At 55.5% G+C, this 21,408-nt stretch carries 20 protein-coding genes; 10 read left to right on the top strand and 10 right to left on the bottom strand.

Going from position 1 to position 21,408, the window contains the following annotated elements; all coding sequences use genetic code 11:
• Window positions 1-136: 136 nt before the first annotated feature.
• Complete coding sequence (locus G536_RS30025; RefSeq protein ID WP_245575857.1) at window positions 137-2,638, bottom strand: MGH1-like glycoside hydrolase domain-containing protein; 2,502 nt, start codon at window positions 2,636-2,638, stop codon at window positions 137-139.
• A gap of 988 nt (window positions 2,639-3,626) precedes the next feature.
• Between G536_RS30025 and G536_RS28870 the strand changes: the two genes are divergently transcribed.
• The 7 genes from G536_RS28870 (at window position 3,627) to lpdA (ending at window position 10,550) form a co-directional block, all read left to right on the top strand.
• Window positions 3,627-4,277: a Crp/Fnr family transcriptional regulator gene (locus G536_RS28870; protein WP_022825197.1), complete on the top strand. Its 651-nt coding sequence runs from the start codon at window positions 3,627-3,629 to the stop codon at window positions 4,275-4,277.
• Window positions 4,278-4,749: 472 nt separating this feature from the next.
• A complete protein-coding gene (locus G536_RS0119045; protein WP_245575858.1) occupies window positions 4,750-5,061 on the top strand; it encodes a hypothetical protein in 312 nt (103 codons plus the stop codon).
• Window positions 5,062-5,311: 250 nt separating this feature from the next.
• Window positions 5,312-5,761, top strand: coding sequence for a hypothetical protein (locus G536_RS0119050; protein WP_022825199.1), 450 nt, complete (start codon window positions 5,312-5,314; stop codon window positions 5,759-5,761).
• Between the two features lie 77 nt (window positions 5,762-5,838).
• On the top strand, window positions 5,839-6,531 hold the full coding sequence (locus G536_RS0119055) for a carboxypeptidase-like regulatory domain-containing protein (protein WP_022825200.1): 693 nt from the start codon (window positions 5,839-5,841) through the stop codon (window positions 6,529-6,531).
• A 40-nt stretch (window positions 6,532-6,571) separates the two neighbouring features.
• Complete coding sequence (locus G536_RS0119060) at window positions 6,572-7,009, top strand: hypothetical protein (RefSeq protein WP_022825201.1); 438 nt, start codon at window positions 6,572-6,574, stop codon at window positions 7,007-7,009.
• A 194-nt stretch (window positions 7,010-7,203) separates the two neighbouring features.
• Window positions 7,204-8,910, top strand: coding sequence for a M1 family metallopeptidase (locus G536_RS0119065; RefSeq protein WP_245575860.1), 1,707 nt, complete (start codon window positions 7,204-7,206; stop codon window positions 8,908-8,910).
• 233 nt (window positions 8,911-9,143) lie between these two features.
• Window positions 9,144-10,550, top strand: coding sequence for a dihydrolipoyl dehydrogenase (gene lpdA / locus G536_RS0119070; protein WP_022825203.1), 1,407 nt, complete (start codon window positions 9,144-9,146; stop codon window positions 10,548-10,550).
• 64 nt (window positions 10,551-10,614) lie between these two features.
• Here the strand turns inward: lpdA and G536_RS0119075 are convergent, their stop codons facing one another.
• The 5 genes from G536_RS0119075 to G536_RS28880 form a co-directional block, all read right to left on the bottom strand.
• Window positions 10,615-11,370, bottom strand: coding sequence for a PoNe immunity protein domain-containing protein (locus G536_RS0119075; protein WP_022825204.1), 756 nt, complete (start codon window positions 11,368-11,370; stop codon window positions 10,615-10,617).
• A gap of 12 nt (window positions 11,371-11,382) precedes the next feature.
• Window positions 11,383-12,324, bottom strand: coding sequence for a type VI secretion system tube protein TssD (gene tssD, locus G536_RS30945; protein ID WP_022825205.1), 942 nt, complete (start codon window positions 12,322-12,324; stop codon window positions 11,383-11,385).
• Window positions 12,325-12,610: 286 nt separating this feature from the next.
• Window positions 12,611-13,141 carry an STM3941 family protein gene (locus G536_RS0119090; protein ID WP_022825206.1) on the bottom strand — a complete coding sequence of 177 codons (531 nt, stop codon included), beginning with the start codon at window positions 13,139-13,141 and terminating at the stop codon, window positions 12,611-12,613.
• A 246-nt stretch (window positions 13,142-13,387) separates the two neighbouring features.
• A complete protein-coding gene (gene uraH, locus G536_RS0119095) occupies window positions 13,388-13,804 on the bottom strand; it encodes a hydroxyisourate hydrolase (protein WP_026880380.1) in 417 nt (138 codons plus the stop codon).
• A gap of 151 nt (window positions 13,805-13,955) precedes the next feature.
• Window positions 13,956-14,606, bottom strand: a complete 651-nt coding sequence (locus G536_RS28880) for a phospholipid scramblase-related protein (protein ID WP_022825208.1) — start codon at window positions 14,604-14,606, stop codon at window positions 13,956-13,958.
• A 276-nt stretch (window positions 14,607-14,882) separates the two neighbouring features.
• Here G536_RS28880 and G536_RS0119105 point away from each other — a divergent pair, with 276 nt between their 5' ends.
• The gene (locus tag G536_RS0119105) at window positions 14,883-15,470 is read left to right on the top strand and encodes a YdeI/OmpD-associated family protein (RefSeq protein WP_026880381.1); all 588 of its coding nucleotides are present in this window, start codon (window positions 14,883-14,885) and stop codon (window positions 15,468-15,470) included.
• Window positions 15,471-15,510: 40 nt separating this feature from the next.
• Here G536_RS0119105 and G536_RS0119110 read toward each other — a convergent pair whose 3' ends face one another.
• On the bottom strand, window positions 15,511-16,263 hold the full coding sequence (locus G536_RS0119110) for a hypothetical protein (protein WP_022825210.1): 753 nt from the start codon (window positions 16,261-16,263) through the stop codon (window positions 15,511-15,513).
• A gap of 271 nt (window positions 16,264-16,534) precedes the next feature.
• Here G536_RS0119110 and G536_RS0119115 point away from each other — a divergent pair, with 271 nt between their 5' ends.
• Both G536_RS0119115 and G536_RS0119120 read left to right on the top strand, forming a co-directional pair.
• Window positions 16,535-17,662, top strand: a complete 1,128-nt coding sequence (locus G536_RS0119115) for a putative sensor domain DACNV-containing protein (RefSeq protein WP_022825211.1) — start codon at window positions 16,535-16,537, stop codon at window positions 17,660-17,662.
• A 113-nt stretch (window positions 17,663-17,775) separates the two neighbouring features.
• On the top strand, window positions 17,776-18,441 hold the full coding sequence (locus tag G536_RS0119120) for a porin family protein (RefSeq protein ID WP_071837771.1): 666 nt from the start codon (window positions 17,776-17,778) through the stop codon (window positions 18,439-18,441).
• A gap of 82 nt (window positions 18,442-18,523) precedes the next feature.
• Here G536_RS0119120 and G536_RS0119125 read toward each other — a convergent pair whose 3' ends face one another.
• The 3 genes from G536_RS0119125 to G536_RS30955 all read right to left on the bottom strand — a co-directional run bounded on the left by G536_RS0119125 (window position 18,524) and on the right by G536_RS30955 (window position 21,344).
• Window positions 18,524-18,985, bottom strand: coding sequence for a cold-shock protein (locus G536_RS0119125; RefSeq protein WP_022825213.1), 462 nt, complete (start codon window positions 18,983-18,985; stop codon window positions 18,524-18,526).
• Window positions 18,986-19,112: 127 nt separating this feature from the next.
• Window positions 19,113-20,648, bottom strand: a complete 1,536-nt coding sequence (locus G536_RS32615; protein WP_022825214.1) for a TPM domain-containing protein — start codon at window positions 20,646-20,648, stop codon at window positions 19,113-19,115.
• A 90-nt stretch (window positions 20,649-20,738) separates the two neighbouring features.
• Window positions 20,739-21,344: an SMI1/KNR4 family protein gene (locus G536_RS30955; protein ID WP_022825215.1), complete on the bottom strand. Its 606-nt coding sequence runs from the start codon at window positions 21,342-21,344 to the stop codon at window positions 20,739-20,741.
• Between the last annotated feature and the right edge of the window lie 64 nt (window positions 21,345-21,408).

Here is a 21,408-nt window from a genome sequence, read left to right on the forward strand (position 1 = left end):
AGATACGTAGCGAATTTACGCAGGTTGTGGTGGTTTCGCTAGCAATTAATTATAGAAATTTTACAATACAATTAGAGTTGCATTTTAGCCCTAGTAAAGCATTATGGTATCGGAATGTTTAAATTCATCGAAAAGCCTAGTCGATTTTAATAAGTCGCAGGCAATCAAGTATAGCTTGGTTTACCTCACTATTCATATTGGTATTGGCTGCTTCTAAGCTGAGTGTCAGCGGGTAAGTGCCTCTTTCTAGATGTACTATCACTGGGTTTGTAAAGCCCCAGTTCGACCACTCATTCACTCCGCGCTGGGGCATTACTACGGTGCCTAAGTATTGCTGGCCTTTGCGCAGAGTGCGGATTGCGCATTTGTTGCTGGTGTTGATTGGGCCGTTACCATTAGCATAACGGAAATCTAGCGCATATGTACCAGTGGCAGGCACGGTTATGCGCAAGGTGAGAAGCCGATTTCGGGTTGTGCTAATTTCCAAGAGGCCACTGCCTGAATAGCTTTTGCCAGCAAAATCTGTATTGCTGATTTCTGGCTCAATAGCTATTCCTTCTACTTCTAACCGCTCATGTAGCTGAGCTCCTACTGGCAAAGGCTCACTGGCAAAACTCTCGAAGCCTTGCGCATCAATGGCTATTACTTGATATTCTGTGTAGCTAGTAGAAGCGGAAACCACGAAACTGGTTTCTGTGGTTTGACCGGCGAACTGACCATTACGCAGTACTTGGTAGGCTTTGGCTTGGTCAATTGCTGCCCAGCTTAAGTGGCCAGCAGTATGCGTAACGGCTGGCGTAGCAGGAGCAACGTGGTGAGCAACTTTGTTCTGAACGGTTGCCGCTGGTGCCTGATTCGTAATCTCGATGCGGATGCTGTGTGTGCCAGTCAGCGTGGTGGGCACGGTGGCATCGGTCAATGGCTGTCCATCCATCGTAATGCTACGGATGATATTGCCAAAGCCCTGCATTTCCACATCCAGCACTGCTCCCCGATAACGGAACCCCGTAAGTTTGCGCTGGCCTTGTAGGGCCTGTGGCACAAAAGGCCGGAACGTAAGGCCGTCAACTTGTAAGTGCATGCCAAACAACCCTTTGTAGGTTAGGCCTAGCGTCCCCGATAAGCTCCAGAGCATTACACTGCTGTTCACCTGCGTACCAGCAAAGTCGCCGTTGCTAGCTACGAAGTTTTCCTTGTTTGTCATAAACATAGCTGCTGGCCGAGCCACAGCGGCTATGCTCTCCATAAATGCCGTTTCGTTACCTACTTTAGCAGCTGCCAATCCCCAATAACTCTGCACGAAGGGCCATACTGCATTGTTGTGGTAAGGCGGAATGTCCGGAATTTGAGGATAGATGCACGGAACGCCGTAGTCCATGACCGGAGTGTGAGCTACTACCGTGCGGGCACGTTCAGTATCAGCCACGTCAAATAATACCGCTAAGGCTTCACCCAATGCTTCTGCCTTCGGTGAAAGTTGCTGGAACACGCGGCCGTACCGGTACTGGCCGTAATAGCCTTTGTCAGGTAGCCACAAGTAGGTGTTGATACCTATTTTAATACGGTCAGCCCGCTTAGTAGCTTTGTGAGCTACGTCGGGCTGGCCCAGTTTTTTGGCTATGGCTGCCAGCACCACGTTGCCCTGGAAATGCATGGCATTAGTGCCTAGGCTTTCACTCTGATAGATATCCGCAGGTTGCATCCATTCCGGGTAGGTCTGCTCGCGCCAATCCAAAAAGGACGATTCGCCACGGACTAAGCCACTAGCAACATTATAGGCTACTTGCTCATCATCTTCGATGGAGTTCTTGATAATAGGATACACTTGGCGCAGCCAACTCTCGTCGCCGGTAACCTTGTAAATTTCCCAGGCGGCCACAGCCCACACAATCCGGTCGGTGGAGCAGGGGTAGGCACCACCAGTGCCGGTGTCCTGCACGATGCGTCCCTCAGGTGTCACCTTGCGCAGTAAGCTGGTTTTGGCTACTTCCGGTTGCAAAAGCGCCTGCGACAAGATGATGCTGTAGCTAATGTCGCGGGTCCAGACACCGGCCCATTCCTGGCCGGTACGAAACGTGCCATCTGGTTCCACAGCCCGTTTGGCTTCCTCCAGCGCCAGATTATATAGTGCGTCTAGCAATGGATAGTCGGAGGTGAGTTGCGGAAATGCCGATACATCAAGCGTCTGCTTCCACGGGCCAGCAGTGGTTTTTACATCGACTTCGGCGTTGAGCACCACGGTGGTTTCGTAGATACCGTTGCCATCGAGGTCTTTCAGCTCAAATTGCGGTTCGTTTAGCAGATTGTCGAAGTCCCAACTTAATGGCGCCGTGTTACCCACTACTAGCACATGCTTAAGGTCGTCCTTGTAAAGCTTCTGGCCATTATATAAGGTGTAGAAGCCTTGTTGCTGAAAAGCCGCCAGCATCGGCCGCAAATCCAGCCTAATCTTAAGAGGCATGTTGAGCGCTAAGAAGGTGCTGGCTGGTACAGGATGTTGGTCCACGTACTGTTCGCCAAACACAATAATCGGTGTTTCTAATGTGGTATCACCAGCTGGTAGCAGCGCTGTAATAATGTGGTCCTGACCAGGTGGCATTTCATTGTCTTTGCCGTTGATACTGAATTTGAAGCTCACACGTGGGCTTTGAAACTTATTGGCGGGGCTGCAGTAATCTGACGTTAGCTCTTGGCGTGATATGGCTCGAGCGGTATAGTTGCCCTGCACCAAATAGTCGGGGTAAATAGTGTAAGCCGCCGACTGCCATACAGGGAGCGAAGACGCAACAAACTCAGTAGCTATGGGAGAAGAGGTTTTCGACATCTAGCAAGCGCTCAGCAAGCCAAGCGTAAGTAGGGAAAGGTTAAAAAGAACAGACTTGAGCATGCAATAAACGTAACGCACCAGCTGCAAAAAGCAGCAACGGCATTCCGCTCTACTACTTGAAACGCAATACTAGAACCTAATGGCTTTGGATCTACAGTGTAGTCTGTCCGGCTAGTCATCAGGATATCAGGAGTAATACTAGCGGCGCTTTTCCCTGCTATAACCTGCAGGTTGGTGTTTCGCCCATGCATATCGGCGTACCAATAGGTAAAAGAATAGTAAAAGCAGTAAGTGGTGCGATATGGAAAATCGAAGAAATTATCTGCCTATTCAGTTATTGCCTTCTGCAAGAAATAAGAGCAACAGTGACACGAGAAAACTAAGTTGAATGTATGCATGTCATTTGCCAGCATAAAGTAGTGAATGAACGTCTTTGTCTTATTTCTAGAAATAAGATTTTCAATATGGGACTTAACGGTTTTCAAGGAGGCTAATAAATGCCTTGCAATTCGTTGTATGCATTATAAATAGTCTATGCACGAACAAGCTTCTATAAAATAATTTGTACTTTTGCCTGGCAAGGGTGAGTCGATGAAATGGTGGGCACTTTCAGTATCTGCAATAGCGTCAGCTTGATCTGGCTCGCGCTGCGTTGACAGCAATTTGTTGTATTATTATAAGATAAGTTGTTTGTCGCTTCTACAGCTGGGCTGTTCACTTCAATTGATTATTAACGTCTATGCCTCTCATGCCATCGGCACCAACTAGCTGCCAAGACTGCCCCTACCTTCGGCATTCGTTGCTGGGCACTTGCCAGGTTAGCGAACTGGCGCATATTGCTGGCGGCAAAGTTTCGCAGCAGTACCAGCGTGGTCAGGTAATTTATCAAGAAGGCAATAGCCCAGCCGGCCTCTATTGTATCAATCAGGGCAAGGTAAAAGTCTCGAAGCAGAACAGCGAAGGCAAAGAACAGATTGTGAAGTTGCGCAGAGAGGGAGATGTGCTAGGCTTTCAAGCCCTAACAGCTACTAACAACCACTGCTCATCGGCAGTGGCTCTCACTGATTGCGTGGTATGTATGGTGCCGCGTTCCGATTTCTTCAGCATAATCGCCCAGAACTCACAGTTTTCGCACGCGCTGATGCACCTATTATCGGCGGCACTTGGGCAGGCAGAAAAGCATATGCTACACATTGCCTACAAACCCGTGCGTGAACGGTTAGCTGAAGCACTGGTGCAGCTATATTACTTCTTCCAGCCCGCTACTCAAGAGGCATTCAGTATTCCTATCTCACGTGAAGACTTGGCAGCCCTTATGAGTACGGCAAAGGAAACTGCCAGCCGCCTTCTTTCCGATTTTCGCGACGAAGGATTAGTAGCTACTCAAGGAAGCCGCATTACAGTTCTTAACCTTGAAAAGCTGCAAAAGATATCAGCAATGAGTGGCTGAGTTTAATATAGAAAAAGTGCTAATTGAAGGACGTTCTAACACTAAAACACCATGCTAAAGCACTTTTTTTAGTTTGTTGGTATTGAGTGAGTAGAAATTTTAATTATTCTGCTCTCATAATGATTCCAAGCTTGTCGGAGGTGGGAAAAGTTTGATTGAAATCATTTTGTAAGCTGATTACAATCATTTTGTATTCGTATTCTGCAGAGGATATTTGTATAGTAGGATAAGCTATTATCTGAGAGATACTTGTAGGTCAGGTTCCTCGTAAAGTATTATTAGCAGAAGCCAACGGCTTAATTGATTGGTCAACGCGTGGACCGATACCGTGCTTCTAGGAAATACGACAAATAGCTATCAATTAGTTTTTCACTCCAATCTTTTTTTACAAGTATTTCTTATCATGGCTTATTCAGTGAGCAACCCTGCAGGCAAAGTAGTACAAGATGTAATTACCGATCTGCCAAGCCTAGTGGCAATTGCTGTTGTAGATACCAACTCGGGCATGAGCCTGGCATCACACTCCAACTCTCCTTCCCTCAACCCCGATACTGCTGCTGCTTACAACACGGAAGTGGTAAAGCAAAAGCAAAAGGCCATGGCCGCGCTGAAGCTGACCGGTGAAACTATTCAAGATATTCTCATTACTCTGTCCAACCAGATTCACTTGTTGAAGCTGAATGACAATGGCACCAAGTTCATCTATTTGGTAGTGAATTCGCGGGATACCAACCTTGCTATTGCCCGCGAAGTGCTGCGTAATCACGCCAGCCAGCTCAACTAAATTAGTTAGTGGTGTTTCGCTGGTTACGCGCGACAACATATTGATTGTGAATTAGCTATAAAGCAGCTAGTAGTCGGTCGCATTCACCATTCCAAGGTGTATGCAGGATGCGTCCGATGCCGTTCTACCTGCCTTACTCCCACACGGCCGAGGGAGTAGTGCGGCAAGGTTCACCTCAGAGGGATGAACTGAACGGAGCTAGTTGCCTGTCGTTGGGAGCCCAGGGGACCTGGGTAAATCATAGGCTGTCATGCCAATACCATTTCTTCAGCGCCTGCAAACCCTCACGGGACCGGCCATTAATAAAATAGTATCCACGGGTTCAGGACCTGACACTGCCGCCGCTGAGCAACTGCTGCAGCGGGTGTTAGCCGGGCTACCTGAACTGATAGCCGCTGCAGTAGTGGAGGTAGAGTCGGGGCAGGCCCTAGCTACCTACACCACCGCCCGCGACTTCAACGTTGGCAAAGTGTTGGATTTCAATGCCGAAGTAGTTCGGCAGCAGCGCCGTGCCATGCAGGCTCTTGGGCTCCCAATAGAAGAGGAACTGTCTGAAATCCTGATTACGCTCAGCAACCAACTGCATCTGCTGTGGCTGCTAGCTGATGGCCAGCGCTTTCTCTATACCGTGGTGGATTGCCGCGACACCAACTTGGGCATTGCCCGCTCCGTGATTCGCGCCTGTGAATTACCTGACTGAGGTAGATTCCAGCACCTTTCTTCTGCTAATACATACATAAGTTTTCTTTTCCCTTCTCACTCAAAATCCTTACGCGTATGAAATTGACGGCTTCTCCTTTCGATCCGCAAACCGGCGAACTGTTGCCAGTATACCGGGATGCTTACCTGAACGGCGACCTGAGCCGGTCGTCGGCGCAGGCAGTGGAAAAATACCTAGGTCGGGATGCCGACCAGGCACACGACACCCTCAACCGCTGGCAGGAACTGCACACCGCTGAGGCGGTAGCAGCGCCAACCTGGGTGCAAAAGCAAGTGCAGTATATTCGGGCCGAGCCCGTGCGCTTCCGCCGCCGGTCTACCACTATTGTAGCCGCTACAGCCTTACTATGCACGATGGTATTCGCAGGCACCAAAATGCCGACCGAGCGGGTGCCAACCGAAAACGTACCAACTGAAGTTTTTGCCGCGCCTGCCGCACTAGAAGCTGCTGAAGCTGCTACAGCCGCCACGGCTGCCTCCTCTATGCGCATGATTTCCGTGCGGGGTCGTATCCTCAACGAAGATGGTGCTCCTCTCATTGGTGCCACAGTGCTGCATCCTGGCAGCGGCAAAGGCGTATCAACCAACGCACAAGGTGAATACTCGATGGTGGTGCCAGCTGGTACCAGCACCCTCAAGTATGGCTACGGTGGCTACCAAGACGAGGAACTGACCGTGAAAGGCAGCACTACGACCAACATAACACTGTTGCCACAGGCTAAGCAGAAGCGCCACTGGTGGCAGTTCTAGGGTAGGTAGGGATTGAGTATTTCAAGTAGAGCTAGCTTGTGTGAAACCGAAATCGTATCGTAGAAAAGCGTCGCGTCAGTCTAAATCGTCCTCAACCCAACCTATTGCCCCCGATCCACTGGCTGCCCAGGTGGTGCAGCAGGTGTTGGCCGAGCTGCCGGAATTGTTGGCTGTAGCCGTAGTAGATGTAGCATCGGGTGCCAACCTGGCTGCTCACGCTACGGCCGCCATTGAGCCCGGTACCGCTGCTTCTTTCAACGCGGAAGTAGTGAAGCTCAAGCAGAAGGCCATGACTGCCCTGAAGCTGACCGGCGAGTGTCTCAACGATATCCTTATCACGCTGTCCAACCAGCTGCACTTGCTGCAACTTACTCCCGACGGCTCCCGCTTTATTTATCTGGTAGTAGCCACCCAAAGCACCAACCTGGGTATTGCCCGCGCCGTACTGCGCGAGCAGATAGGCCAGCTTGAAGGGTAGCTGCACCGGCGTGGTATTCCAAGTGAAAAGCTCTTTCCCAAGTGGGGAAAGAGCTTTTCTGGTTTCCAAGGCTTGGTTTTTCGATGCGGTAGGCGCACTAACAAAGGCTTGCGCCGCCACCGCGTTGCTTGGCGCAACCAGAAGTGTAGCCGGTAAATTAGTTGAAGCGCAACGTTGATGGTATGGCAGAGTCTATGCTTCGTCTCATCTTTGGGCTTCGCTTTGCCTTTTCGTTTATGACGCGCCTCTTCCTGCTGCTTGCCCTAGTTTTTTGTTTCTGCAGCCACGTAGCCCCGGCTCAGTTGATGCAGCCCAAGCCAGGCTTCACCCGCGCCGACTCGTTGCGGGGCGGCCTCACGCCGTTGCGCACCTGCTACGACATCAACTACTACCACCTAGATGTTAAGCTGGACATCGACCGGAAAACCCTCAGCGGCTCCAACCTCTTTGCCTTCACGGCCACTCAGGATTTCACCCGGCTGCAATTTGATTTGTTTGCCAACCTGAACGTGGACAAGGTGGAGTATCAGGGGAAGCCGGTGTCGTTTACGCGGGAAGCCAACGCGGTATTCGTCACGTTTCCGCAGCCTATCCGGCAGGGGGGGCGCGCGTCTTTCACGGTGTTTTACTCCGGCCAGCCCACGGTAGCCAAGCACGCGCCCTGGGACGGCGGCCTAGTGTTTACCAACGATGCGCAAGGCAAGCCGTGGGTGGCGTCGGCCTGCCAGGGCGTGGGCGCCAGCATCTGGTGGCCCACCAAAGACCACCAGGCCGACGAGGTAGACAGCATGCTCATCAGTATTGCGGTGCCGAAGGGGCTGAAAGACGTGTCGAATGGGCGGCTGCGCAAAACCACTAAGCTGAAAGGCGGCTACACCCGCTTCGACTGGTTTGTGAGTAACCCCATCAACAACTACGACGTGGCCCTGAACGTGGGCGACTACCAGCATTTTAGCGGCGGTACCTACGCCGGTGAGGCGGGCCCACTTTCCGTTGACTATTGGGTGTTGCCCGAAAACTTGGCCAAAGCCAAAACGCATTTCGCCGCCAACGTACCGCCCATGCTCAAGAGCCTAGAAAGCTGGTTTGGCCCCTACCCGTTCTACAAGGACGGCTACAAGCTAGTAGACGCCCCGCACCTGGGTATGGAGCACCAGAGCGCCGTGGCCTACGGCAACAAATACCAGAACGGCTACCTCGGCCAGGACCGTTCCAACACCGGCTGGGGCAGCAAGTGGGACTTTATTATCATCCACGAAAGCGGCCACGAGTGGTTCGGCAACAACATCACCAGCAAGGACATTGCCGATATGTGGGTGCACGAAAGCTTCACTTGCTACTCCGAGGCACTGTTCGTAGAAAGCCAATTTGGTAAGCAGGCAGCCCAAGAATACATCCACGGGCAGCGGCGCAACATCCGCAACACCGGCCCCATCATCGGGCAGTACGGCGTAAACCAGGAGGGCTCCGGCGACATGTACGACAAGGGCAGCAACCTGCTCAATATGGTTCGCACCGCCTACGTCCCCGACGATACCAAGTGGCGCGAAATTCTGCGCGGCCTCAATAAAACGTTCTACCACCAAACCGTCACCACTGAGCAGATTGTGGGCTACCTCAGCCAACAAATTGGCCACAACCTCACGCCCATTTTCGACCAGTATCTACGCCACACCACCCTGGCCACGCTCGAAGTACGCTTCGAGAAGGACAAGGTGCTAGCTCACTGGATTACAGATGTAACGGGGTTCGATCTGCCAGTTCGGCTGCGCACGAAAGGCGGCGAGTACATCATGGTGCCTGTTACTACCACCATGCAGCCCGTTACCTTACCGGGCCTCACCAAGGAAAACCTAGAGGTAGATACCCAGAACTACTACATCGGGGTGCTGGTAGAGTAGGAAGTAAAGCAGGAGTGGAGGTTCTTCTATTCTCCTCATCCGTCATGCAGAGACGGCGCCGAAGCATCTCGCTCGAATCGTTGAGGTGGTTTCGTAACGTCAGCACGCGAAACGCTTCGGCGCCGCTTCTGCATGACGAGGTGCTTCCAAACATCAGTTCACAATTTCACCATTTCACAATTTCACCGTGCGTACCTTCGCCCCTAGTTGATTCTCACCGAATTCACCTTAGCATGAACCAATACGACGTTACCGTCATCGGCTCCGGGCCCGGCGGCTATGTGGCGGCCATCCGCTGCTCCCAGTTGGGCCTCAAAACCGCCCTCATCGAGAAGTACGACACCCTAGGCGGCACCTGCCTCAATGTGGGCTGTATCCCCAGCAAGGCCCTGCTCGACTCGACGGAGCACTTCCACAATGCCGGCCACACCTTCAAGGAGCACGGCATTGAGCTGAGCGACTTGCAGATCAACATGAACCAGCTCATCGACCGCAAAAACGGCGTTGTGAAGGCCAATACCGACGGGATTCAGTTCCTGATGAAGAAAAACAAAATCGACGTCATCCACGGCGTCGGTTCGTTCGTGGATAAGAACCACATCAGCATCGCGCCCACGGCGGGCGGCGAGGCCCAGCAGATTGAAACCAAGAACGTCATCATTGCCACCGGCTCCAAGCCCACGGTGTTGCCGTTCATTGCCCAGGACAAGGAGCGCATCATCACCAGCACTGAGGCCCTGAACATCCGGGAAGTGCCCAAGCACATGATTGTGATTGGCGGCGGCGTAATCGGGTTAGAAATGGCGTCTGTGTACGCCCGCCTCGGCGCGAAAGTGTCAGTGGTGGAGTTCCTGGATTCCTTGATTCCGACCATGGACCGCGGCCTCGGCAAGGAGCTGAAGCGCATCCTGGGCAAAATCGGCATCGATTTTTTTCTGAGCCACAAAGTAACTGGCGCTACCCGCGAGGGCGACGCCGTGACCGTGACTGCTACCAACCCGAAAGGCGAGGAAGTGAAGTTTGAAGGCGACTACTGCCTGGTAGCCGTGGGCCGTGCACCCTACACCGCCGGCCTGAACCTGGAAGCGGCCGGCGTGGCTATGGAAGAGCGCGGCCGCATCAAGGTCGACGAGCACCTGCAAACCAACGTGCCCGGCATCTACGCCATCGGCGACGTGGTGCGCGGCGCCATGCTGGCCCACAAGGCCGAGGAAGAAGGCGTGTTCGTGGCTGAAACCATAGCGGGCCAGAAGCCGCACGTCAACTACCTGCTCATCCCCGGCGTGGTGTACACCTGGCCGGAAGTGGCCGGCGTAGGCTACACCGAAGAACAGCTGAAGGAGCAGGGCAAGGCCTACAAAACCGGCTCGTTCCCGTTCCGCGCCTCGGGCCGCGCCCGCGCCTCCATGGACCTCGACGGCTTCGTGAAAGTGCTGGCCGACAAAGAAACCGACGAAATCCTGGGGGTACACATGATTGGCCCGCGCATCGCCGACCTCATTGCCGAAGCCGTAACGGCCATGGAGTTCCGCGCCTCCGCCGAGGACGTCGCCCGCATGAGCCACGCGCACCCCACCTACGCCGAAGCCATGAAGGAAGCCTGCTTAGCAGCTACAGAGAACCGCGCGATTCACATGTAATTCCGCACTTACGGTAAAACACACGAGCCCGTTCTGTTCGCAGAGCGGGCTCGTGTGTTTTATGTTAGGGAGTCGGGAATGGCTTGCGGCCGAAAGCGTAGTCGGCCAGGTCTTTGGGGTAGTAGCGCATAGGTTGTAGTTCGGTGTCATTCAGGCCCAGGCTGTAAGCGGCGGCGGCGGCTTCCCAGCACCAGTAGCCGGTGAAGCCGGCGGCATCGGTGCGGTGAGCGTGGATGTTATACCAAACCGTGTCGAGGCTCTCGTACCAGCCGGCCAGAAAGCTGCGCAGCAGTTGCGGTTGGAGGTCGGGTGGAGCCTGCAGGGCGTCGCGCAGGCGGGCGTAGGTTTTAGGGAAGAGTAGTTTGGTGGTGGTAGGCCGGCGCTCGGGCAGGCGGCGACTGACCAGCCATTCCAGCACGTAGTCTTGTCCTGTGACCCCAATGGCGTCAGCCAAGCGGCGGAATACATCCACCTCTACGTGTAGCAGCAGCGCGATAGATAATAACGCTACCGCTTGCATATACTCATCTTGCTCGCCGTTGAAGAAGAATTCCTCGGCCTGCGGATGCTGCTTGTAGTGTTCCAAGGTCTCAATAACGGCCAACAACTCTTGTTTCACCTCTTCGACGGGGTAGCCCCGCGAGTACTTTAGTGAGATGTTTTCATAATGTAATCCATGCAGGATAAAGTAACCTAACTCAATTTTCATGTCTTCTTCGGGATGAAGCAGAGCAGTTTCGTAAAAGGATATTTCCTCCTGATTTACTTCGATAGTTTCATCAAAGAAAGATTCGGTAAGTAGCGGTTCTCTTTTTTGCATGATGGCAAGATGTTAGAGCAAAATAGTTTCTTCAAGTCGACCCGTTGAGTCCACTTTATGGAGTCGTTTTTCCACACGCCCGGAGAAGAAGGCACGCCTAATAGCAGCAGCTTCCCTCTTGTTGGTTGCTTTTCCCAGCCGTCCGCTTCCCAGTATCCACGTGTCACTCATCTGGCGGCCATCCAGGGTCATACCCAGGCGGCTCTTGCCATACTTGGCTTCCGTGATGATGTAGTCGGGTGGCGGGTTGCCGTGCTTCCACACCCCGTCGATGCCGTTGCCGCGCGCCGTGCCGCCGGGAGGGGGCGGGGTCACCAAGCCGCCATCATTGAGCTTGGTATGCCCTTGCGCCCGCATGTACGTGTCGGAAATATGCTCGCCATAGACTCCCTTTTCGGAGTTGCTGCTTAAGTTGGGTGGTACTACGGCAGCAGGCGCCTGCACGGTAGGCAACTCTTTAGGTGCAGCCACGGCGCGGGCGGCCGCCACGTTGCTTTCGTCGCCGAGGATGCGGGCCCGGCGGCGCACTTCTTCCGATGCATCCCAGGGTAGCACGCTGTGCGATTCGATGGTCATGCCATCTAGGGTTAAGGCCGCCGCTGTCAGGCGCAAAGTAATGGTCTCGCCAGGCCAGCCGGCCGGGTCGCCTGGGGCGAACTGGCTATGCAACCCCACGCAGTGCGCGGCCTGAATGTGCAGCCGATGCAGCACGGACCCGTCGGGGCGACGTTGCTCTAATTGGCTGCCCGCCCGCTGGTAGGGGTTGAGCATATAGCTGCTCAGGCGGGCATCTTCGTCGGAGGCGTCAAGCGTAAGCGTCACGACCTGGGGCCTTACTGTAGTACTGGGCCGACCGGCGTGGTCGGTGCCTTGCCGGAATCCATAGTGACCCTGTAGCACCTTATAGCTGCGGCCATTGAAAAGCCAGGTAATTAGTTCAAGCGTAACCGCCATAGCAGTTGAATAATGGATGGGCGGATAACGTGGGTAAAGACCATCTAATATAGAAGCCAGCACCGAACTCGAAACACTCCAACCCATCGGCCGAGAACGTAGCCCACATGCGCCATGCCTACCCCACCTACGCCGAAGCCATAAAGGAAGCGTGTTTGGCGGCTACCGAGAACCGGGCCATCCACATGTAAATCTTGAGCTGAAAGGCTAAACGCAAACGCGGCGCTAACTCCCAGGAGTTAGCGCCGCGTCTGTTTTTATAGGTAATGCACAGCAAAGCCAACGGCTATTGCGTGGTGAGCCGGGCAACAAGCATAGCCTTCAGCTCATCGGGCGTGCACTGGAGCATGGTGGTTGAAAGCAATACGGGTGAGCCATATTGCTTCTGATAATTTTCAAACAGTTGCCGGGTAGCACTTTTGGTTGGCCGGCCGATATACTTGGCTGGGTCGCGGAGCATCACTGCAATGAAGCGGGAAAACCCGATTTTAATCTCTCGCAGCCCAACAATATCTTCCCAGGCTACTAGTCCTGTTGCTGCTCCTGAAGTGTTATCGATAAAACCTTCCGCATTTAATACCAAACCAGGACTTTTGCTGAGCAGCTGCTTCGTAAATAAAAAACCTAGCAGCGCCAGTAGCACCGCTCCAGCTATTCCAATGCCTCGCACCAGCGGCGGATTATACACACCATTGAGCACGATGTGCGCTGCATCATAGGCTATGTAGAGGCAGCCGCAGGCCGACAGGTACATCAGCCCCGCAAAAAGACCCGTTTTGCGAGTACTGCGAGGAATTTCGATAGTAGAAGCAGTCATAGCAGGGGAGTAGGCAGCGCAGGTTTTAGTGTTCCCATTGTAGAGGAATAGGAATTGAATGGCTAGATACAAACAATCAATGAGCCTATACGCGCCTGTTGTGTTATCCAACCACACACCACTTCGCCGCTACGGAGAACCGGGCCATCCACATGTAGTTCTTGAGGTGAAAGGCATAAACGCAAACGCGGCTGTACCTCTCAGGAGATACAGCCGCGTTTGCGTTCAGTATGCAACAAGGTGGCTTCAGCTGCCGCGGTAAGTGGAGTAGCCGTAGGGCGACAGAGTGATGGGCACGTGGTAGTGCGCGCCATCCTTAATCTCGAATACTATCTCAATGAAGGGATAGAACGACTGTTGCTTCTTGCTTTCGAAGTAGGGCTGAGTCACGAAGGTGAGCTTGTAGGTGCCGGGCGCACCGGTGGCACTGCTTGAAGGTAGAAAATCGGGGATGCGGCCAGCGGCGTCGGTCTTCTTCTCGGCCACGGTGGTCCAAGTTTTTTGGGCGGTGTTGTAGCGGTGCAGGCTCACCGTTACGCCAGGGGCCGGCTGGCCGGTGCTGATGTCGAGGATGTGGGTACTGAGCTGGTTTTTAGGCGGGGTGGCCTGAGCCAGACCCAGTAAGGGCAGCACACTAAGCAGGCAAGCCAGGAGAATTTTCACGGTTTGGAGAGGAAAAAGAGGGGGATAAGACAAAGGCCGTCGTGTGGAGCTTGGTAAAGCATCTCTGCCGAACGATTTTAGTTAACTGAAGCGGCAGAAATACTTCAACCAGTACCGCACGACGCGCTGGGCATTTGCCTGGCCATACGGCCTAGGCGGGGGTATAGGTGAAGTCTTGGGTAAGGGTACCGGTGGCTTGGCTGCGGGTTTCCTTGTAGAGCGTATCAATGGCTAGGCCGGCGGCCAGCAGCAGGGCGGCGGTGGCGGGCTGAGCAGTACCCCGGTCGGAGAGGGAAATGAGGTAGTTGTCGGCGGTGGTGAACAGCTCCCGGCCCGCGCCGGCCCACTTTTTAGTCACCAGCCCTAGCTCTTGGCCGGCCGCGTCCAGAAAGCGGAAGTCCCAGCCAATCCAGTTGCCTTTGATGTCGGCTATCCGCGCACCGTGGGCGTTGTAGACGTGGAAGCCCCCGCCTAAGGTCAAAATCTTGCTTTCGAAATAGCCAAGCAATTCATTATGTTCGTCGAGCACCTCCACGCGCGAGCGGAGGAAGCGCCAGCCCCGTTTCAGGCGCAGCACGGCGGCATTGTCGGAGAGGCGGCGCACCACTACGGTAGTGGGCATGCGGTGCTTTTGCAGCAGCAGGCGCGTCCAGTTCAGCCAGGCCGGATTTTCCTCGGTGGCGTAGCCCAGGTGCTCCTTGGTTTCAGCGTCGAGGACGTCGAAGGTGTCCTTGAGCTTCAGGAAGCCAATATGCTCCCGGATGAAGTAGGCGTGGCGGTTGAACAACTGAGTGGAATCCATACAGGCAGCTGGAGGGTACGGTAGCGCTTACGGATAAACGCCAGCCAGGGTGGTCAGGCCACAACTCGCCCAACGCCGATACCAGCATTTGGCAGCCAGAAACCAGAAAAGCGCCGCCCGGTCTCTGTCCTGAAGCGGCCAAGTAACAGTTGCCCGCCGTGGCTTTTTCAGGATAGAGCGGTTACTTTGGCAGCTAACCGGATGCCGGCCGCATGCCGGGCAGGCTGCCATGCCGCGCTGGCCGCCTGTGTCGCCTCACCCAACATGCCCCGCTATATGCCCCGTACCGATTCCTACGCCCAAACCCAGCCCGCCAGCCGTGCCGCGTGGCGGCAGTGGCTTCAAGAGCACCACGCCAGTGGCCCTGGTGTGTGGCTGGTATATTGCAAAAAGAGCAGCGGCCAGCCCAGCCTCACGTACGCCGAGGCCGTGGAAGAAGCCTTGTGCTTCGGCTGGATTGACTCGCACCCGCGCAAGCTCGACGCCGACCGGACCCAGCTGCTGTTTACGCCCCGCAAGCCCCGCAGCGGCTGGAGCCGCGTGAACAAAGAGCGGCTGGAGCGCTTGGAAGCAGCCGGCCAGCTTATGCCCGCTGGTTTGGCCGCCATTGCCCGAGCCAAGCAGAATGGCGCCTGGGAAAGCCTCGATGCCGCCGAAGCCGGCCTCGTGCCCGACGACTTAGCCGCTGCCCTGGCCGCAAATGCTCCGGCAGCCCAGTACTTCGCAGCCTTCTCGCCCTCGGCCCGCAAAATGATTCTGACCTGGGTGCTGGCCGCCAAACAGCCCGAAACCCGCGCCCGCCGCATCAGCGAAACCGTGCGGCTGGCCGCCCTGAACAAGCGCGCCAACCTTGACCGAGAGTAGCAGGTAACTAAAACAGCTCTCAACTATGGCCTGCCCCGCGTTACCGAGCCGCGGATGACGCTATTTTGGCTTGGATGGTCTCAACCAGCACGTCGGTTTTCGCGCCACGAGGGCCGGTAGCTTTCACTAGGGCCAGCAGCTCCCGGGCTAGGCTTTCCTTGCCGATGTAGGATGTGGCGGGTAAATCGGCGAAGACCACCAGCGTGTTGTACAGGGCCAGCGGCGTACGAGTGTTGTCGCGCGCAAAAAGCAGCAGGTCGTTGAGTAGCTCCGGGTCGCTGCTCCAGGTGGTGCCCAACTCATGTGCCGCTTCCCAGCGCTTGCGGGCATCCGGGGCTACTAGTTGGGCCACCAGTCCTTTGCGCTTCACGGTGAGCTGGTTATAGGCATATTTGTCGTCGAGGCTGATGGCTTCCACCACCTGCCGCCCCGACTCGCCGCAGGCATGCAGCGCAATATTGATGGCCAGTTGCCGCTCCGAGGGCTTCTGGCTCAGCATGGACTGCATCAGGGTGGTGAGCAGCTTGCTTTGCTCGATCTTCTGAGCCGATTCCTGCCGCGAATCCCTGATTTTCTCCAGCTCGATGTCCAGGTTTTCCTTCTGGTGGTTGAGTGAGGTGGTCAGTGCCGCGCTGTCGGCGGCCATGGAGCGCTGCACGAAAAAGCCGCCCACCAGCAGAATAATGGGCGTGAGGATAGTGGCTACGTCCTTGACGTGTACCCACGGGCTATTTTTGGCGGACAGCGCCGACAACTGGGTGCGTAGTTCCTGAATTGTTTCCTGGTCCGACATGGCAGTACGGCGTGGAAGGGTTGCAACTGGTATGGCTACGGGCAGAGCCAACTCCAGCCCGTGGCCGCATGAAAGGTTGGGCGGGGCCCGCGGGCCCCAGCCGGCCGCTACACAGCTCGCCGGAGAATCCGCCGTGTAATATAGGGTTTGTTATATAAATTCCGGCTGCAAGCCTGCTACTGAGTGAGTTGCAGCCGTCGGATCACTTTTCCGGGAGCCACCGTTGCTGGGTGTAGTATCTCTTGCCTGAAAACCCCCGTACTTGGCAGCTATGCTCTCCGAACCCACCTATCTGGCTGCCCGTGTGGTGGCCCCCATGGTTGAAACGCACTTTGCGCGCCACCGCGTGGCCGCGTCCCCCTCCGATGCCGACCGGTTGGCGGCACCTCCTTCCGCTAGTCTAGTAGAAGCCATTATTGATGCTGCGTTCTGGGCCAGCCTGCGCCGGGAAGAAGGCCACCCACCCCGCATTTCGCTGGCGCTACTTGAGCCTCACCAAGCCACGCAGCCAGTGGTATTCAGCAAGCGCCGCCTCATTCCATACAACCTACTGAAACTGGCTCCGGCCGTCGAGCAGCCCGGTATTCACTTGGGGGTGTGGTACGACGACGAGGGGCTGTACGTGTGGGGTACGGCCACCGGTATTCCGCCGCTGTGCTTTGTGCTGGAAGTAATTGAGCCGGGCTTGCTGGTAGTGAAGCACCGCCGCGCCGATGGGTTTGGCAAGTTTGTGAACGTAGCCATTCTGCGCGGCGACCAACTACAGTTGGTGGACGCCGAGAATATGTTGGCCGACGACTGCCCGGCGCTGCAACGGTTCCTGCCGGGCCGGGAACTGCCCTCGGCCACCGGCCAAACCGACAACGTGCTGGTGGAACTGTCGGCGGTGATGCGTGCCCACGGGCGGGGCGGGTTGGTGCTGGTAGTGCCGCCTGGCTCTACGCGGTGGCAGGAATCCATTGTGCAGCCCATAACCTATCCGGTGTTGCCCGCTTACATCGGCATTGCCGAAGGCCAGCAGGAGCAGGCTCGCTGGAAATGGCAGGAAGACATTCGGCGTGCCATTGGCATTGTAGGTGGTTTCACGGCTGTTGATGGAGCCACCGTCATCACCAACGACTACCATATGTTGGCCTTTGGAGCGAAGGTATCCCGTGCCGAATCCAGCACGCCCGTGGATAAGATGGTGCTCACCGAGCCCGTAGTGGACAGCGTGCCACGCTACCTGCATCCGGCCCAGAATGGCGGTACCCGCCACCTGGCCGCCGCCCAATTCGTGCACGACCAGCGCGACTCTCTAGCTCTGGTAGCGTCGCAGGACGGGTACTTCACGGTGTTTGCGTGGTCAACGAAGCTGGAAATGGTACATGCTCACCGGGTGGATGTACTGCTGCTCTGAGGTGAACTGACCGGCAGAGCGCGGGTGTACCTCATATTTAAGAATAGCAGATGCAACTATCGGGTGGCTATATAGGCTCCGGTAGCTATACGTTTCCACCTCACTCTTCTATCATGCGTTCCGTACTACTTACTTTAGGAAGCTTGCTGCTAGCGGCCAGCGGAGCCCAGGCGCAATTCGGCATACGGGCTGGTCTGAATACCACTACGCTTACCACCAAGGCCGTCCGGACGGGCCAAGAGGGCAGTGCCAAGGCACGCACCGGCTATCAGGTCGGCGTATTTTATGAGCAAAAGCTGAGTGAGCATCTAGCCGTAGTCCCCGAGCTACAGTTCAGCCGCCAAAGTACAAACTTGGATATCGAAGACTATTCTGTAGCTGATGGTGGCTATGCAGCTATGTACAAGTTGCAAACCAGCTATTTGCATTTGCCGGTACTAATGCGCGGGCATGTCGGCCGTTTCTATGCCGAGCTAGGTCCGCAGGCTAGCTTGCTGGTGGCAGCCCACGAGAAAGGTACCGAAACGATTGGCTCCTTTAGTGGCTCCTACAGCCGAGCATTTGACCGGCCGGCCACCGACCAATACCGCCGCTTCGATGTGGGCGTGGTAGCGGGCTTGGGCGTGCAGTTGCCGGCTGGGCTAGCTATAGGCATACGGGCCAGCACCGGGCTACTTTCCCTTACCTCAGCGCAACGCAGCCACCCCGGCTACGACGGCGAATTGCGCAGTCAAGTGCTCCAAGCTTCAGTAAGCTACCAGTTCGGGTCTCGCTCATAGCCAACCATAGACGGTAACAACGCAAAGCGGCGACAGCTCCTGAGAGCTGCCGCCGCTTTTTTATGATTCGGTGAGCAGGAAACTACTCCGTAGCCTTTTTCACTGCGAAGGCGCTAGGGCCTTTCGGACCCATTTCCACCTCGAAGGTTACTTTGTCGTTCTCCTTGATAGTGATGCCGCCTAGGCTGTTGGCGTGCACGAAGATGCTTTCCTGGGTTTGGGCGTCTTTGATGAAGCCGTAGCCCTTGGAATCATTGAAGAACGTAACGCTGCCTTTGCGCACCGTTTCAACGGGCTCTTGGTCTTCCTGGCGGATTGCGCCAATGCGCACGTCCTCCACGTTGATTTCCTTCTTCTTAGTAGGATCCGGAGGCGTAGCAGAGATGTTGCCATTCTCGTCTACATAAGCAAGCATCTCGTCGAGGCTCTGCCCGCTTTTAGCGGCAGCCTGGCGCTCTTCCTTGCGCTCCTCTTTCTCCTGCTTCTTTTTCTGGCGCTTTTTCTCGTTTTCCTTTTTACCGAAGCTTGCTTGGGATTTCCCCATAGGTTGTGTGGTTGTTTGGTCTGTATGCTTTCACCCTAAAGCTAAGCATTTCAAATATAGTATAGAGTAGTACAGCGAAGCCGGGGCTAAAGTTCAGCTCTTTCCCGAAGAAGCCGTGCCACCCCACTTACCAACTGCTGCCTGCACCCCCACCCCCCGACGAGCCCCCGCTACTGGACGAACTGCTGCTAGAAGAAGAGGAGCTGCCAGACGATGAACTCCCCCCGGAAGAGCTGCCAGAAGAAGTGGAAATCTGGGCAATAGTAAACCGCTCTTCGTGCTTGTGGTCACAAAACTCGCACTGAAAATATAGCAAACCCCAACCCGATGCAGAGGTAGTGGCGGCCTTCATCACGCGGCGGCGCTTCTGGCGGTAGGTGCGGTGTTGGCACTTAGAGCAGGGCTCGGCATCGGAGGCTAGGTTACGGTAGCCCAGTACCAGCTTCTGGGAACACTGCGGGCACTGCCACACGTCGTAATCCACCGACTCAATCATTTCTTCGGCCACCTGGCCCAGTTCCAATTGCTCATCGTCGGCTTGCTCCGGAAGCCGGTACATGGGTACGGCGCAGTCGGGGCAGGGATAGGGCGTGTCGCGCAGGTGCGCCATGCGGCGGCGGTGCCAGGGCCAGTAGGCGGCCAGCAGTACCGGAAACACATAGGCGCTGAACTCGAGCTGGTAGTGTAGCGGGTGCAGGTAGGTGTACTGGGCGTGGCGGCCCTTGGGGGCATACCGGGTGCGGTTCAGAAAGTTGATTACCGCCAAGTAACCGTGCAGATACAGCATCGGCCCCAGGTACGCCACGCCCGCCACAAACCAAAAGCTCACGTTCCCATCAGCCGAAAAAGCCAGCACGAAAAGCAATACCGGCAGAAGCAGGGCAAGGGCCAGCACCCACCGGAACACGCTGCTGGTAGCGGTAGTGAAAAACCACAGCGCTAAGTACAACGGCAGCGCCAGCAAACCCGCCAGCCCAATGCCAATCGACCATAACGTGCTGGTGTCGGTTTCTGCGGGAGCATAGGGTTGAGTTATTTCCGGCGCGGTTTCCAGTAGATGCTCCTGCATTTCCGGATGCGTGACGGCTTCCATCATCGAATCGAGTTGGGCGCTGGTACTGAGTCGTTTGGCTTCCATGGAGCCGGTAGTAAGCTGCCGGATGGCGGCCGCCACGCCTTGCTCCACAGCCTGGTCGTAGTTGCCGGCGCGGGCAGCGGGCAGCATGTAGCGCTGCTGAATCCGGTAGCAAAGCGCGTCGGGCAGGTCAGCTTCCAGCCCGTAGCCGGTTTCAAACTCGATGCGGCGCTGGTCGAGAACCAGCAGAATGAGTAGGCCGTTGTCTTTGGCCGGGTCGCCGATTTTCCAGCGGTTGAATAGCGCGTGGGCCGCCGTTTTCGGTACTTCCTCGCCAATGCTATTGGTCAGCACCACGTCGATGTGGGCCCGCCCCGCTTGGTCGAGGGCTTGTAGCGTGTCGTTGAGGGCACCGACGGTAGCCGGGCTGAGCACGTGGTCAGGGTCGCTGACGTAGCTCTCGCCCAGCGTTTTGGGGTCGGGGATGGTGGTGAGGTAGCTGGGCGGCGCCGCCGATTTGGGCTCGCCACAGGCGCTGAGCACCAAACACACCACTAGCACACGTAGGTAAAGCAGACGAAATAGCATAGCCAGAACAGTAGGGGCGGGCTAAGGTAGAAAGGCAGTGCTGGAAAGAATTGCCGCTATTGCCTAGCCTTATATCAGTCGGGGCTTTGATTAGCTGTTATCAAAGGTCGAGCACCAGGCCGCGTAGTAAGTTGGGGCCCATTGCTGGATGCGGGGAAACAGCCAGGCAGCTGGTTCCGGTGCCAAGTTGAAGCCGCTGGCATCGTCAATAATAGGGTCGTTGGTGAAGTAGGTTAACGCGTGGTGTAAGGCAGCGCTGCAAAGCAGAAACTGCCCAATAGAATCGGCAATATTCTCTCCTTCTTCCCAGTCGCCGGCTCCGTGGTAGAGCTTGCGTACGCCAGTCTCCGGGGCCTGTAAATCGATAATAACCGGGTCGGCGCCTTCATCAGCCAACATAAACCAATGCGCTGGCCAGTCGGGTATTTCCTGGTTGGTAACAGAGTTGAAATTGTAGCCGTCCTGTCGGTGTTGCAGCTTCGGCAGGCCATATATTTCCATTGGGTTGCCCACCATATTAAACAGGAAATTCTGCGCCGGAGCCACTGCCAGATACTCACGCAAGTTTGGGGGCAACTCGTAGTTGAATTCCTGACTGATTCTGGCTATTTCCTGCGGATTGGTACCCTGCTCAAAAGGCCAGGCCGGCTCGCGCCAGAACTCTTTGATTGTGCGAAATGCCTCTTGTAGTTGCATAGGTAATAGCTTCTGGTTTTGTCGGTTGTCCGCTGGATGGTTTTCTGCAAACCAACTTTGATGG

Origin of the sequence: Hymenobacter norwichensis DSM 15439, from assembly GCF_000420705.1 — a bacterium.
Taxonomy (GTDB): Bacteria; Bacteroidota; Bacteroidia; order Cytophagales; family Hymenobacteraceae; genus Hymenobacter; species Hymenobacter norwichensis.